The organism is Salinicola sp. DM10, from assembly GCF_017306975.2.
GTDB lineage: Bacteria > Pseudomonadota > Gammaproteobacteria > Pseudomonadales > Halomonadaceae > Salinicola.
Genome location: NZ_JAFLEN020000006.1, coordinates 42,281 through 55,617, shown reverse-complemented (window position 1 = coordinate 55,617; position 13,337 = coordinate 42,281). Strand labels below are relative to the sequence as shown.

Sequence of the window (13,337 nt, the reverse complement as noted above, 5' to 3'; positions counted from 1 at the left end):
AGGGCGGCATCGAGGATGCCGCCCTTGGTGTAGCGCGCTCGTCGATCCCCCTAGAATACGAAGGTCAACAACAGGTTAAACACCATCGCCGCGACGAAGCCCAGCGGCGCGGCGCGGAACAGCAGCTTGGGCAGCAGCCCGGCGCGCGCGCGGTCATCGGGGCAGGAGCCGAGTATCAGGCTGCCGCCGGAGGAGAACGGCGAGATCGAGGTGGCCTGGGCGCCGACCACGATAGCGATGAAGATGATCATCGGGTCGATGGCCAGGGTGTTGGCGATCGGCAGCACCAGCGGGAACAGTGCCGGGGTGACCACGCCCAGGGTGCTGGCGAACAGCGACATCAGCGCCGCCGCCACGCCGAAGGCGACCGGAATCAGTACCGGCGGGATATTGGTGCCGATCCACGACCCCAGCAGATCGATGGTGCCGGCCTTGATCGCCACCGAGATCAGCATGCCGACCCCGCAGATCATGATGATGGTGCCCCACGGCAGCGAGGCGATCGCCTGACGCTCGTCGCCCAGCTTGAGCAGCAGCGCGATGACCGAGAACACGCTGGCGATCAGGCCGATGTCGACCTTGGCGTTGACGAAGGCGATCGCGGCATTGCCGGGCAGCAGCAGGCTGGCGATCGGCGGCAGCAGCACCGTGGCCATCATGATCAGGGTCAGCGTCAGGGTGGTCTTCTGCTCGCGGTCGAGCGGCGCGGGGCGCTCGATGTGCTCCAGCGAGGCCACCGCGCTGCCGCGCCGGCGCCCGACCACGATCAGCCCGGCGAGCATCACCACCGGCACGATCAGGGTGCTGGCGAAGATCCCCAGGGCATTGATGAAGGCCTGGTTGTCGGAGACACCGGAGCTGGTCATCAGGGTGCGGAAGATGATCCCGCTCTGGCTGGAGACGAAGTTGGCCCCGGCCAGCGCGCCGTAATTCACCGCCATGCCGCCGACGATCAGGCTGAGCCCCGTGCGGTTGCACAGCAGCAGGGTGATCGGCGCCATGAACGCCAGCACGGTGTAGTAGCCGGCGCCGAGCCCGGAGATCACCGTGGCAGCGAGGAAGATCGCGAACGGCATCAGGCTGGGCACGTTGCGGCAGCGGTACATCAGATGCTCGGCGAGCTTCTCCAGGGTGCCGTTGACGATGGCGAAGCTGTAGAACAGGCAGACCGAAAAGATGATGAAGAAGATCTTCAGCGGCCAGGTGGCGATCACCTCCTTGGGGCTCATGCCCATACCGAAGCAGCCGATCAGGTAGGCGAAGGCGATCGCGAACAGCCCGATATTGAGCTTGAAGCGATAGCCGAGAACGATGGAGACGACGATCGCCCCCACCACCAGCAGACTCATCATGTCAGTTCCCCTCGTGCGTGATCCCGGTATCGGCGTATCCGGTACTCGGTTTGGTGTCGTTGTCGTTCATGCGCCGGCGCGCTCAGGCGTCGCCCCCCAGCGCGATCCGAAACAGCCGCGCCGGGTTGTCGACCAGCACCTGGCGGCGCTCTTGCGGGTCGGGCAGCAGCTTTTCCAGCAGCGCGAACTGGGCGTCGTAGTCGGTGTCCGCCTCGAAGCGGGTGTGCGGCCAGTCGCTGCCCCACAGCAGGTTCTCGCTGTGGCCGTAGGCGTCGCGCAGCCGCTCGATCGAGCGGCTCGCCTGATCTAGGCTCGACCGGCTACGGTAGGTGGCCGAGAGCTTGACCCACAGCGGCTGGTGCGCCAGCCGTGACAGCAGTGCGCGATGCGCCGGATTCACCGGATCGATCTCGCCGCCCGGCAGGCCGAAGTGGTCGATCACCACGTCGCAGCCAGCGCCCAGGATCGGCGCCACCACGTCATCGAGATCTTCCATTCCACGCTGGATCTCCACCGACCAGCGGCGTCGCGCCAGCTCGGTGAAGAAGCGCTGCCACGGCGCCGCGGCGTAGTCGTCCAGCGCTTTGCCGATCAGGTTGAGACGCACGCTGACCACCCCGGCGGCGTCGAGCGCATCCAGTGCCGCCGCAGAGATCGTCGGTTCGACCACGGCGGTGCCGCGCAGCCGCTCGGGATAGCGGCGCAGCGCCGCCACCAGATAGTCGTTGTCGGTACCGAGGAAGCTCGGCTGCACCAGCACCCCGTGGGAGAGGCCACAGCGGTCCAGATGTGCCAGATACGTTTCCACCTTGGCGTCGTAGTCCGGGCTGTAGCGCCGGCCCTCCACCAGCGGCAGATCGCGCTGGAAGATGTGAGCGTGGGTATCCACGCCCGTTACGACTTTAGCAGTAGAATGCATCATAGAATCCTTGAATCACATGATATAAGCCTGTGCAATCGGCCATAGCCTGACCGCTTCGACTCATCTATTCATCTATATGAATAGAGCAATCGGCAGCATACACGCTTTTAGTCGCAGTTTTCTTTACCTACGACTAAAGGTGATACATTGAAATCAATAACAGGCAGGGAACCTATCGTGATGAGAACGTCGAGCCTGCAGACCGACGAACGTCTGCCGCTCTATCAACGCCTGCGCGACGATATGCTCTCGCGCATCGCCTCCGGGGAGTGGGCCCCCGGCATCGCCATCCCCACCGAAGCGGAGCTGACCAAGCAGTACGGCGTCGCAGTGGGCACCTTGCGCAAGGCCGTGGACACCCTGGTCCAGGACGGCCTGATGGAGCGCAGTCAGGGGCGCGGCACCTTCATCCGGCGCCCCAACTTCCAGGGCTCCCTGTTTCGCTTCTTCCGTCAGGTGGATGCGCTCGGTGAGCGTCAGGTGCCCACCAGCCGGATTCTGAGCCGAACGCGTACCCAGGCCTCGGAAAGCGTGGCCCTCGCCCTGGAGCTCCCCCCGGGCAGCGAGGTGATCAAGCTCGAACGGTTGCGCCAGATCGGCGGCAGCAACGTCTCGCGGGAGGAGATCTGGCTGCCGGCGGCGCGCTTCGCCGGGCTGATGTCGGTGGACCCGGAAGCATTCGAGAACCTGCTCTACCCCTTCTATGAGAGCCAGTGCGGTCAGTTGGTGGCCTCGGCGCGTGAGACGCTCACCGTGGAGACGGCCGATGCCCCTACCGCCAAGGCGCTGGAGATCGCCCAGGGCGCACCGGTGGTGAACATCGAACGCCTGGCGCTGGGTTACGACGGCACCCCGCTGGAGTTTCGCCGCACGCTGGGCAATGCCGAGACTTTCCGCTACCAGGTCGACATCACCTGAGACGCGTTTTCGCTGGCGCGTGTCGCCGCAAACGCCGAGGCGCTGTACGCAAACGACCGCCGTGTGCCGACGTTTCGTACGGTGCCTCGCACCAGAAGCATACCGGTGTAAGGGAACGTAACGCGTAGAGCAGGGTCGATGGAAAGGGGCCGCGATCCCGGGCCCGATCTTCGCCGCTCAGGATGTCACCGTGTTTCGATCCTTCTTTCCTCGACCCGCGCTGCTCTCGCTCAGCGCACTCGTCTGGTCCCTGCTGTGCCTGGTTCTTTGGGACACCACCGCCAACGCCTGGGGTGCCGTCATCGGCCTGCCCCCGCTCGCCCCCGGCGCCGAGCTGCCGATCGACGTCTCGCGCTTCTGGGCGCCGTCTTTTCTCTGGTTCTACCTCTACTACGCCCTGTGCACGGCGCTCTTCGCCGCCGCCTGGTTCCGCTTAAGCCCGCACCGCTGGCAGCGCTGGTCGATTCTCGGCAGCGCGCTGATCGTCTTTCTGACCTACTTCTCGGTCCAGACCAGCGTCGCGGTCAATGCCTGGTACGGGCCGTTCTGGGACATGGTGCAGCGGGCGCTGGGCGGTGACGGCGCGGTGAGCGCGGCGGATCTCTACCGTGAAATGCTCGCCTTCGCCGGTATCGCCTTCGTCGCGGTCACGGTGGGGGTGTTCAACCTGTTCTTCGTCAGCCACTACATCTTCCGCTGGCGCTGGGCGATGAACGACTACTACATGCACCACTGGCCGCGCCTGCGCCATGTGGAGGGGGCCGCCCAGCGCGTGCAGGAGGACACCATGCGTTTCTCCACCACGCTGGAGGGGCTGGGGGTGAGTCTGCTCAAGTCGGTGCTGACGCTGATCGCCTTCCTGCCGCTGCTGGTGACGATGTCCCAGCACATCACCGAGTTGCCGCTGGTGGGGCACGTCTCCAACGCGCTGGTGTGGTCGGCGGTCGCCTGGTCGCTGTTCGGCACCCTGTTCCTGGCACTGGCAGGGGTCAAGCTGCCGGGGCTGGAGTTTCGCAACCAGCGCGTGGAGGCGGCCTACCGCAAGGAGCTGGTCTACGGCGAAGACGCCGCCGAGCGCGCCCGCCCGGCCACGGTGGCGGAGCTTTTTCAGGCGGTGCGGCGCAACTACTTCCGGCTCTACTGGCACTACGCCTACTTCAATATCGCGCGCATCTTCTACCTGCAGGCGGACGTGGTCTTCGCCTTCATCGTGCTGGCGCCCTCGATCGTCGCCGGCAAGCTGACCCTGGGCCTGCTGCAGCAGATCCTCAACGTCTTCGGCCAGGTGCGCGACTCCTTCCAGTATCTGGTCAACGCCTGGTCGACCATCATCGAGCTGCTGTCGATCGTCAAACGCCTGCGCACCTTCGAGCGGGTGATCGAACGCACGCCGGAGGCTATCGAGTCCCCAACCTAAGTAATGACGCCAGGGCGTGCGCAGCGCCCTGCCGTCATCGCCACGTCATCGCTTGGTCAAAGCGCTGTCATTCAAGTGACATCCGAATGCCACGCTCCTGACATCGTGTCGTCCTAGGGTACGCACCACACCCTGTAACGCCCTGTCAGGAGATGTCATCGTGCGCCTCACCTCTCTACTGCCATTCGTCGCTGTCACCGCGCTCTCTCTCTCCACCTCGGCCCAGGCGGCCACCACCATCACCTGGTGGCACGCCATGGAGGGCGTACTCGGCGAAAAGGTCAACGCCATCGCCGAGGAGTTCAACGCCTCCCAGAGCGACTATGTGGTCAAGCCCGTCTACAAGGGCAGCTACAGCGATAACCTGACCGCAACCATCGCCGCCTTCCGCGCCGGTCAGGCACCGGCGATCACCCAAGTGTTCGAGGTCGGCACGGCGACGATGATGAACGCCAAGGGCGCGATCTACCCGGTCTACCAGCTGATGCAGGACACCGGCACGGCGTTCGATCCCGACGCCTTCCTGCCGGCGGTGAAGAGCTACTACACCTCGCGCGACGGCCACATGCTGTCGATGCCGTTCAACTCCTCCACCCCGGTGCTCTATTACAACAAGGACGCCTTCGCCAAGGCCGGCATCGAGACGCCGCCCAAGACCTGGGCCGAGGTCGGCAAGGACGCCCACAAGCTGGTCGAGAGCGGCGCCGCCGAGTGCGGCCTGACCACCGCCTGGCCGAGCTGGACCCAGCTGGAGAACTTCAGCGCGATCAACGATGTGCCCTTCGCCACCCAGGCCAACGGTTTCAATGGCACCGACGCCCGCCTGGTGTTCGACAAGCAGCCGGCCACGGTGGGGCATATCCAGGATCTGGCCGAGTGGCAGAAGAGCCACGCCTTCGAGTATGGCGGCCGTGCCGACAACGGCACCAAGCGCTTCCAGTCGGGCCGCTGCGCCATGCTGACTACCTCCTCCGCCTCGCGTGCGGGTATCCAGGAAGCCGCCAAGGGCAAGTTCACCTTCGGCATCGCCCCGCTGCCCTATGACGCCGAAGCGGTGAGCCAGCCCCGCAACTCGATCATCGGCGGCGCCTCGCTGTGGGTCATGCAGGGCCAGTCGGACAAGGTCTACAAAGGCGTGGCCGAGTTCCTCAACTTCCTCTCCTCGCCGGCGGTACAGGCCGACTGGGCCAGCTTCACCGGCTATGTGCCGATCACCACTGCCGCCTATCAGCAGTTGAAAGATGAGGGCTTCTACACCAAGACGCCGGGCGCCAGCGTGGCGATCGACCAGCTGACCCGGGGCACGCCGGATGACAACGGCCGCGGCCTGCGTCTGGGCAACATGCCGCAGATCCGTAACATCATCGCCGAACAGCTGGAGAAAGCGTTCAACGGCAGCGAGCCCGCCGCCCAGGCGCTGACCGAGGCGGCCAAGCGTGGCAATGCGGAGCTCGAGCAATTCGAGCGCAGCGTCTCGAACTAGGGAACCACTGCATAAATGTCTGCGCGGACTCGGCGTCCCCAACGAATCGCTGCGTTGCGTGGTACTGGGGCGCCAGCCCGGTCGAACACTCGCCTAACCCCATGTTATGTCTCGTGTTCTGTGTTCCATGCGCCTTGCGCTTCATCTCGCTCGCCGATTTCTGCAGCGCTTCCCTAAGCGCCTGATATGCCTCTCTCTCCTGTCGAGTCCCTGAAAGCGGGCGGCGCAAGCCGCCCGCTGTGCCGATCAAGATGACCACTTTCGAACGTCACTCCGTCACTCCCTGGCTGCTGCTGGCGCCCCAGCTCGCGGTGGTTGCCATCTTCTTCTTCTGGCCCGCCGCCGAGTCGGTGCGTCAGGCGTTCTACGTACAGGATGCCTTCGGCCTCGGTGAGCGCTTCGTCGGGCTCGCCAACTTTCAGCATGTGCTCGCCTCTCCGGGCTACTGGCACGCCTTCGGCGTCACCGCGCTGTTCAGCCTGCTGGTGGCGGCGGGCGCCATGGGCCTGGCCCTGCTGCTGGCGGTCCTCGCCGACCGCGTGCTCCACGGCGCCAAGCTCTACCGCGTGCTGCTCACCTGGCCCTATGCGGTGGCGCCGGCGGTGGCAGGGCTTTTGTGGCTGTTCATGTTCGACCCGGTGCTCGGCGTGCTGACCCACGCCCTGGCCGTCTTCGGCGTGCACTGGGATGCCCAGCTCGACCCCGGCCAGGCGCTGGCGCTGGTGGTGATCGCCTCGATCTGGCAGCAGATGAGCTACAACTTCGTGTTCTTTCTTGCCGGGCTGCAGATGATCCCCGCCTCGCTGCTCGAGGCCGCCGCCATCGACGGCGCCGGGCCGTTTCGGCGCTTCTTCGGCATCACCCTGCCGCTGCTGTCGCCGACCGCCTTCTTCCTGCTGGTGATGAACAGCGTCTACGTGCTGTTCGAGACCTTCGCCACCATCGACAACACCACCCTTGGCGGCCCCGGCGGCGCCACCCGCACCCTGGTCTACAAGCTCTACGAGGATGGCTTCGTGGGCCGCGATCTGGGCGGTTCCAGCGCCCAGTCGGTGCTGCTGATGGTGCTGGTCGGAGTGCTCACCTTCATCCAGTTCCGCTATCTCGAACGCAAGGTCGCCTACTGATGCGCTATCGTCGCCCCGGCCTCGACGGCCTCACCCATCTGCTGCTGATCATTGGCGTGGTGATCTTCGGGCTACCGCTGTGGCTGGCGCTCACCGCCTCCACCCACAGTGCCGCCGACCTGCAGAACGGCATCGCCCCGCTGTGGTTCGGCGACCAGGGGCTGGCCAACTACTGGCAGCTACTGTCGCAGCCGATGCCCGGGCTCGGCGTCAGCGCCCTGCGCCTGCTCGGCAACTCGCTGGTGATGGCGCTGGGTATCGCCCTGGGCAAGATCGCGATCTCGCTGCTGGCCGCCTACGCCATCGTGTTCTTCCGCTTTCCCTGCCGCACGCTCTGCTTCTGGCTGATCTTCGTCACCCTGATGCTGCCGGTGGAGGTGCGCATCGTGCCGACCTACGGCGTGGTGGCGCGCTTCGGGCTGATCGATACCTACGCCGGGATGATCCTGCCGCTGATCGCCTCGGCCACCGCCACCTTCCTGCTGCGCCAGTGCTTTCTGAGCCTGCCCTCGGAGCTGTTCGAGGCGGCGCGGCTGGATGGCGCCGGGCCGCTGCGCTTTCTCAAGGATTTCGTGCTGCCGCTGTCGCGGACCAACCTCGCGGCGCTGTTCGTGATCATGTTCATCTACGGCTGGAACCAGTACCTGTGGCCGCTGCTGGCGGCCAACTCGCCGGATCACGCCACCGCCGTGATCAGCCTGAAGAACCTGGTGCAGTCCACCGACACCCTGCCACCGTGGCAACTGGCCACCGCGATGACGCTGCTCACGGTGCTGCCGCCGGTGGTGGTGATCGTCGCAATGCAGCGCTTTTTCGTGCGTGGGCTGACCGATGCCGAAAAGTGACCTTCAACGCCAAGAGACTCATCCCATGGCCACGCTGACCTGCCGCCAGCTCGGCAAGACCTACAAGGGCGGCCAACGCGCCGTCGACGGTATCGATCTGACCCTGGAAAGCGGGGAGCTGATGGTCGTCGTGGGCCCCTCGGGCTGCGGAAAGTCGACCTTCCTGCGCATGGTGGCGGGGCTCGAGACGATCAGCGATGGCGAGCTCGAGATCGGCGGGCGGCTCGCCAACCGCCTGGAGCCGGCCCAGCGCGGGGTGGCGATGGTATTCCAGAACTACGCCCTCTACCCGCACATGAGCGTGTTCGACAACATGGCCTATGCGCTCAAGCTGCAGAAGCGCCCGCGCGAGGAGATCACCCGCCGGGTGCGCGAGGCCGCGGCCCTGCTGGGCATCGAGACGCTGCTCGAACGCCGCCCGCGCCAGCTCTCCGGCGGCCAGCGCCAGCGCGTGGCGATGGGCCGGGCGATCGTGCGCGAACCGCGCGTGTTCCTGTTCGACGAGCCGCTCTCCAACCTCGACGCCGCGCTGCGCGTGCAGATGCGTCTGGAGATTCGGCGCCTGCAGCAGCGCCTGGGCGCGAGCATGCTCTATGTCACCCACGACCAGGTCGAGGCGATGACCCTGGCCGACCGTCTGGTCGTCATGCGCGACGGCCGCATCGAGCAGATCGGCACCCCGATGAGCCTGTTCGAGACGCCCGCCAGCTGCTTCGTGGCGCGCTTCATCGGCTCGCCGGCGATGAACCTGCTGCCGGTGAGCCACAGCGACGGCCGCGCACGGCTGCCCGGCGGCCTGATCCTCGAAACAGATGCCCTTGGAACAGAGCCCGCGGAAGACCCCTCAGCGAACGCGGAGGCCAAGGCGCCCGCACGTGCCGCTACCCTGGGCGTACGCCCGGAGCATCTGCGCCTCGACCCGCAGGGCGAGTTCGCGGTCACCCTGGAGATGATCGAACGCCTGGGGGTGGATGCGCTGGCCTACTGCCGCCTGCCGGGGCTCGACGCACCCCTCACCGCACGGCTGCCGCTGGCTACGCTGGAGGCCGCGGCGCTGCGTGAAGGCAGCGAGATCCGCCTCGGCGTCGACGGCCCGCTGCACCTGTTCGACGCCGAAGAACGGCGTCTGGCACGGCGGGCGCGTCTTGTCGCCGAGACATTGACGGCGACATCGAGCATCGCGTGAGACCGCATCGCTCCACCGAGATCAGGACGCCGCCTGCGCACCCCGGGTCTCGACGTGGATACAGGCCACGCTGACCGTATCGTCCACCGGCTCCAGCGGCGGGTCGGTGCGGGTGCAGGCCTCGGTGGCGCGATGGCAGCGCGGGGCGAACGGACAGCCCGGCGGCGGCGCCAGCGGTGACGGCGGCTCGCCCTTGAGCCGCACCCGCTCGCGGCGCCGGTTGGGGTCGGCCACCGGCGTGGCCGAGAACAGCGCCTGGGTATAGGGGTGGCGAGGCTGGCTGAACACCGTCTCCGCCGGCCCCGTCTCCACCGGCTGGCCGAAGTACATCACGATGACGTCGTCGGCGATGCGCCGCACCACCGAGAGATCGTGGGAGATGAACACGTAGGCCAGCCCGAACTCCTCCTGTAGATCCGCGAGCAGATTGAGCACCTGGGCCTGGATCGACAGATCCAGCGCCGAGACCGGCTCGTCGAGCACCAGGATCTTGGGGTTGAGCATCAACGCCCGGGCGATCGCGATACGCTGACGCTGGCCGCCGGAGAACATGTGCGGGTAGCGGTCGGCGTGCTCGGGGCGCAGGCCCACCTTCTCGATCATCTCCAGCGCGGCGGCGCGGCGCTGGCTGGCGCTCATCTCGCGACGGTTGAGCTTGAGCGGCTCCTCCAGCATGGTCGCCACGGTCTTGCGCGGGTTGAGCGAGCCATAAGGGTTCTGGAAGATGATCTGCACCTCGCGGCGCAGCGCCGCCGGCGGGCGCTGGCCCGGCTTGAGCGCCACCGCCTGGCCGTTGATGGTCAGCTCGCCGCTGGTGGGCGGCTCGATCATCGTCAACACCCGGGCGAGCGTCGACTTGCCGCAGCCCGACTCGCCGACCACCGCCAGCGTCTGCCCGGCGAACAGCTCGAACGAGGCCTCGTTGAGCGCCTTGACCGTGGCCGGCCTGGAAAAGGGCCCGCCCTTGATCTCGTAGTAGCGCGTCAGGTGACGCGCGCGCAGTACCGCTTCACGGCTCATGGACGCACCTCCGGTCGCGACGGGGAAGACGTCTCGGGCGAGACGCCGGGGGAAGGTTCGGCTGATGGCTCGGCATCCGGCCGCCCGAGCGGGTAGTGGCACAGCGTGCGCGCCGGGTCGTCGGGTGCGGCCACCGGCTCCACCTCGCGGCAGTGCTCGGTGGCGTAACGACAGCGCGGATTGAACAGACAGCCCGTAGGGCGGTCGTGCTGGCCCGGCACCACCCCGGGGATGGTCGGCAGCCGCGACTGCCCCGCGGCGCGCTCGGGCAGCGCCGAGAGCAGCGCCTCGGTATACGGGTGGCGCGGGTGGGCGAACAGCGACTTCACCTCCTGCTGCTCCACCTGGCGCCCGGCATACTGCACGATCACCTGCTTGGCGGTCTCGGCGACCACGCCCATATCGTGGGTGATCAGGATCAGCGCCATGCCCTTCTCCTCCTGCAGCTTGAGCAGCAGTTCGAGGATCTGGGCCTGGATGGTGACATCCAGCGCCGTGGTCGGCTCGTCGGCGATCAGCAGCCGCGGGTCGCAGGAGATCGCCATGGCGATCATCACGCGCTGGCTCATGCCGCCGGAGAGCTGATGCGGATACGCCTTGATCCGCCGCGCCGGGTCGGGAATCCCCACCTGAGCGAGCAGCTCCAGCGCCCGCTCGTGGCGCTCGCGACGCGAGCCGCCCTTGTGCTGCTTGATCATCTCGTCGATCTGGGTGCCCACGGTGAAGCACGGATTCAGGCTGCTCATCGGCTCCTGAAAGATCATCGACATCTCGCCGCCGACGATACGCCGGCGCTGACGCGAACTCAGACGCTGCAGATCCTGGCCGTCGAAGGCCATGCGCTCGGCGCTGACCTGGGCGGTCCACGGCAGCAGCCCCATGGTCGCCAGCATCGAGACCGACTTGCCCGAGCCGGACTCGCCGACGATCGACAGCACGTCGCCGTGATCGACCTGGATATCGACGTTCTCGACCGCCGTGAACAGGCCGCTGTTGGTCTGGAATCGCACGCTCAGGCCTGCGATATCAAGTAATGCCATGTGAACTCCTCATCGCGTCGCCACGCCCACCCCGGCTTCCAGCGCCGGGGGCGAACCTCGCGCTCACGATCGTTTCATCTTCGGGTCCAGCGCATCGCGCAGCCCGTCGCCCATCAGGTTGATCATCAGCACGGTCAGCAGAATGACCAGCCCCGGGAAGGTGACCGCCCAGTAGGCGCTCCCCATGAACTCGCGCGCATTGGCCAGCATCGCGCCCCACTCGGGGGTCGGCGGTTGCACGCCCATGCCCAGAAAGCCCAGCGCGGCGATATCCAGGATCGCGGTGGAGAACGACAGCGTCGCCTGCACGATCAGCGGCGCCATGCAGTTGGGCAGCAGGGTGTTGAACATCAGACGCATATGGCCGGCCCCGGCCAGGCGGCTGGCGGTGACGTACTCGCGGCTCTTCTCGCCGATCACCGCCGCGCGCGTCAGGCGCACGAAGTAGGGCAGCTGTACCAGGGCGATGGCGATCATCGCGCTGGTCAGCCCCGGGCTCAGAATCGCCACCAGGCCCAGCGCCAGCAGCAGGCTGGGGAAGGCCAGCACCACGTCCATCACGCGGGTGATCACGGTCTCGACCCAGCCGCGGAAGTAGCCCGCCAGCAGCCCCAGGAAGATGCCGCCGCACATCGAGATCAGCACCACCATGGCGCTGATCGAGAGCGAGTAGCGGGCGCCATAGATCAGCCGCGAGAGAATGTCGCGGCCTACCGCATCGGTGCCCAGGATGTAGCGCCAGCTGCCTTCGGCGTGCCACACCGGCGGCACCAGCAGTGCCGAGCGGTCCTGCAGTGCCGGGTCGTGGGGCGCCACCCAGGGCGCCAGCAGCGCCACCAGAAAGATCAGCGCGATGAAGATCAGCCCGACCAGGGCGCCACGGCTGGCGCTGAAATCCTTCCAGAAGCCGCCCAACTGATGGCGAAACGTCCCGGGCGCGGCAGGGGTAGAAATTGCAGCCATTTTTGGGCCCTCAATGACGGATGCGCGGATTGATGACCCCATAGGCCACATCCACCAGCAGATTGACGATCATCACGATGAACGCGATCAGCACCAGACCACCCTGCACCGAGGGGTAGTCGCGCCGCGAGATCGCATCGATCATCCACTTGCCGATGCCCGGCCACGAGAAGATCGTCTCGGTCAGGATCGCCCCGGCCAGCAGCAGCCCCACTTGGAGCCCGATCACCGTGACCACCGAGATCAGCGCATTGCGCAGGGTGTGCACCATGATCACGCGATAGCTGGAGAGCCCCTTGGCGCGCGCCGTGCGCACGTAGTCCTCGCCCAGCACCTCGAGCATCGAGGAGCGGGTCTGGCGCGCGATCACCGCCAGCGGAATGGTGCCGAGCACGATGGCGGGCAGGATCAGATGGTGCAGCGCCGAGAGAAAGGCGCCCCAGTCGCCGGCGAGCAGGGTGTCGATGGTCATGAAACCGGTGACCGGCTCGATGAAGTACATGAAGGAGATACGCCCGGAGACCGGGGTCCAGCCGAGGGTGCCGGAGAAGAACATGATCAGCAAAAGGCCCCACCAGAATATCGGCATCGAATAGCCGGTCAGGCTGATGCCGACCACGGTGTGGTCGAGCGCCTTGCCGCGGCGGATCGCTGCCAGCACCCCGGCCGGCAGGCCGATGATCACGGCGAAGGCGAGCGCGAACAGCGACAGCTCCATGGTCGCCGGGAAGCGGCTGAAGAACTCGCCGACCACCGGCGAGTGGGTGACCAGAGAGTTGCCCAGGTCACCGTGCAAGAGCCCCTTGAGGAACTCCCAGTACTGCACCGGCAGCGGCCGGTCGAAGCCGAACTGCGCCTGTAGCTGGGCGTAGCGCTCGGCGGAAATGCCGCGCTCGCCCGCCATCAGCAGGATCGGATCGCCCGGCAGCAGACGAATGAAGGCGAACGCCACGATGGTGACGCCGATGAAGGTCGGCACCAGCTGCGCCAGCTTGACCAGAATGAACTTGAACATAGTGAGGGTCTGACTAGTCATGCGCGGGCACGGAGCAGCCGCCAGGCTG

General features: G+C 66.5%; 12 protein-coding genes. 6 read left to right on the top strand and 6 right to left on the bottom strand.

The annotated features are described in order from the left end of the window. Nucleotides 1-50 precede the first annotated feature (50 nt). Together J0A90_RS16810 and J0A90_RS16805 are read right to left on the bottom strand one after the other, a co-directional pair. Nucleotides 51-1,352: an SLC13 family permease gene (locus tag J0A90_RS16810; RefSeq protein ID WP_207033817.1), complete on the bottom strand. Its 1,302-nt coding sequence runs from the start codon at nucleotides 1,350-1,352 to the stop codon at nucleotides 51-53. Nucleotides 1,353-1,434: 82 nt separating this feature from the next. Continuing rightward, a complete protein-coding gene (locus tag J0A90_RS16805) occupies nucleotides 1,435-2,271 on the bottom strand; it encodes an amidohydrolase (protein ID WP_233076882.1) in 837 nt (278 codons plus the stop codon). 183 nt (nucleotides 2,272-2,454) lie between these two features. Here J0A90_RS16805 and J0A90_RS16800 point away from each other — a divergent pair, with 183 nt between their 5' ends. From J0A90_RS16800 to J0A90_RS16775, 6 genes are all read left to right on the top strand, one after another. Beyond that, on the top strand, nucleotides 2,455-3,192 hold the full coding sequence (locus J0A90_RS16800; RefSeq protein ID WP_207033812.1) for a GntR family transcriptional regulator: 738 nt from the start codon (nucleotides 2,455-2,457) through the stop codon (nucleotides 3,190-3,192). A gap of 190 nt (nucleotides 3,193-3,382) precedes the next feature. Beyond that, complete coding sequence (gene sbmA / locus J0A90_RS16795) at nucleotides 3,383-4,609, top strand: peptide antibiotic transporter SbmA (RefSeq protein WP_207033810.1); 1,227 nt, start codon at nucleotides 3,383-3,385, stop codon at nucleotides 4,607-4,609. A gap of 160 nt (nucleotides 4,610-4,769) precedes the next feature. Further along, complete coding sequence (ugpB, locus tag J0A90_RS16790; protein WP_370635807.1) at nucleotides 4,770-6,092, top strand: sn-glycerol-3-phosphate ABC transporter substrate-binding protein UgpB; 1,323 nt, start codon at nucleotides 4,770-4,772, stop codon at nucleotides 6,090-6,092. A gap of 251 nt (nucleotides 6,093-6,343) precedes the next feature. Then, on the top strand, nucleotides 6,344-7,219 hold the full coding sequence (gene ugpA, locus J0A90_RS16785) for a sn-glycerol-3-phosphate ABC transporter permease UgpA (RefSeq protein ID WP_207033808.1): 876 nt from the start codon (nucleotides 6,344-6,346) through the stop codon (nucleotides 7,217-7,219). Next, a complete protein-coding gene (gene ugpE, locus J0A90_RS16780; protein ID WP_035472690.1) occupies nucleotides 7,219-8,064 on the top strand; it encodes a sn-glycerol-3-phosphate ABC transporter permease UgpE in 846 nt (281 codons plus the stop codon). Before ugpA ends, ugpE begins: the two co-directional genes overlap by 1 nt. Nucleotides 8,065-8,089: 25 nt before the next feature. Further along, nucleotides 8,090-9,250, top strand: a complete 1,161-nt coding sequence (locus tag J0A90_RS16775) for an ABC transporter ATP-binding protein (protein WP_207033805.1) — start codon at nucleotides 8,090-8,092, stop codon at nucleotides 9,248-9,250. A gap of 21 nt (nucleotides 9,251-9,271) precedes the next feature. Here J0A90_RS16775 and J0A90_RS16770 read toward each other — a convergent pair whose 3' ends face one another. From J0A90_RS16770 to J0A90_RS16755, 4 genes are all read right to left on the bottom strand, one after another. Next, the gene (locus J0A90_RS16770; RefSeq protein WP_207033803.1) at nucleotides 9,272-10,270 is read right to left on the bottom strand and encodes a dipeptide ABC transporter ATP-binding protein; all 999 of its coding nucleotides are present in this window, start codon (nucleotides 10,268-10,270) and stop codon (nucleotides 9,272-9,274) included. Next, nucleotides 10,267-11,310, bottom strand: a complete 1,044-nt coding sequence (locus tag J0A90_RS16765) for an oligopeptide/dipeptide ABC transporter ATP-binding protein (protein ID WP_207033801.1) — start codon at nucleotides 11,308-11,310, stop codon at nucleotides 10,267-10,269. The genes J0A90_RS16770 and J0A90_RS16765 overlap by 4 nt, the downstream gene beginning before the upstream one ends. Before the next feature lie 63 nt (nucleotides 11,311-11,373). After that, nucleotides 11,374-12,273 (bottom strand): ABC transporter permease subunit, encoded by a 900-nt coding sequence (locus J0A90_RS16760; RefSeq protein WP_051895862.1) that lies wholly within the window; start codon nucleotides 12,271-12,273, stop codon nucleotides 11,374-11,376. 10 nt (nucleotides 12,274-12,283) lie between these two features. Beyond that, on the bottom strand, nucleotides 12,284-13,288 hold the full coding sequence (locus J0A90_RS16755) for an ABC transporter permease subunit (protein ID WP_207034009.1): 1,005 nt from the start codon (nucleotides 13,286-13,288) through the stop codon (nucleotides 12,284-12,286). Between the last annotated feature and the right edge of the window lie 49 nt (nucleotides 13,289-13,337).

Bases quoted from the DNA above. Each gene is read 5' to 3' on its own strand.
- J0A90_RS16755 (WP_207034009.1), bottom strand. From the start codon at position 13,288: ATGTTCAAGTTCATTCTGGTCAAGCTGGCGCAGCTGGTGCCGACCTTC.
- J0A90_RS16805 (WP_233076882.1), bottom strand. From the start codon at position 2,271: ATGCATTCTACTGCTAAAGTCGTAACGGGCGTGGATACCCACGCTCAC.
- J0A90_RS16760 (WP_051895862.1), bottom strand. From the start codon at position 12,273: ATGGCTGCAATTTCTACCCCTGCCGCGCCCGGGACGTTTCGCCATCAG.
- J0A90_RS16765 (WP_207033801.1), bottom strand. From the start codon at position 11,310: ATGGCATTACTTGATATCGCAGGCCTGAGCGTGCGATTCCAGACCAAC.
- ugpA (WP_207033808.1), top strand. From the start codon at position 6,344: ATGACCACTTTCGAACGTCACTCCGTCACTCCCTGGCTGCTGCTGGCG.
- J0A90_RS16800 (WP_207033812.1), top strand. From the start codon at position 2,455: ATGAGAACGTCGAGCCTGCAGACCGACGAACGTCTGCCGCTCTATCAA.
- J0A90_RS16775 (WP_207033805.1), top strand. From the start codon at position 8,090: ATGGCCACGCTGACCTGCCGCCAGCTCGGCAAGACCTACAAGGGCGGC.
- J0A90_RS16810 (WP_207033817.1), bottom strand. From the start codon at position 1,352: ATGATGAGTCTGCTGGTGGTGGGGGCGATCGTCGTCTCCATCGTTCTC.
- J0A90_RS16770 (WP_207033803.1), bottom strand. From the start codon at position 10,270: ATGAGCCGTGAAGCGGTACTGCGCGCGCGTCACCTGACGCGCTACTAC.
- ugpE (WP_035472690.1), top strand. From the start codon at position 7,219: ATGCGCTATCGTCGCCCCGGCCTCGACGGCCTCACCCATCTGCTGCTG.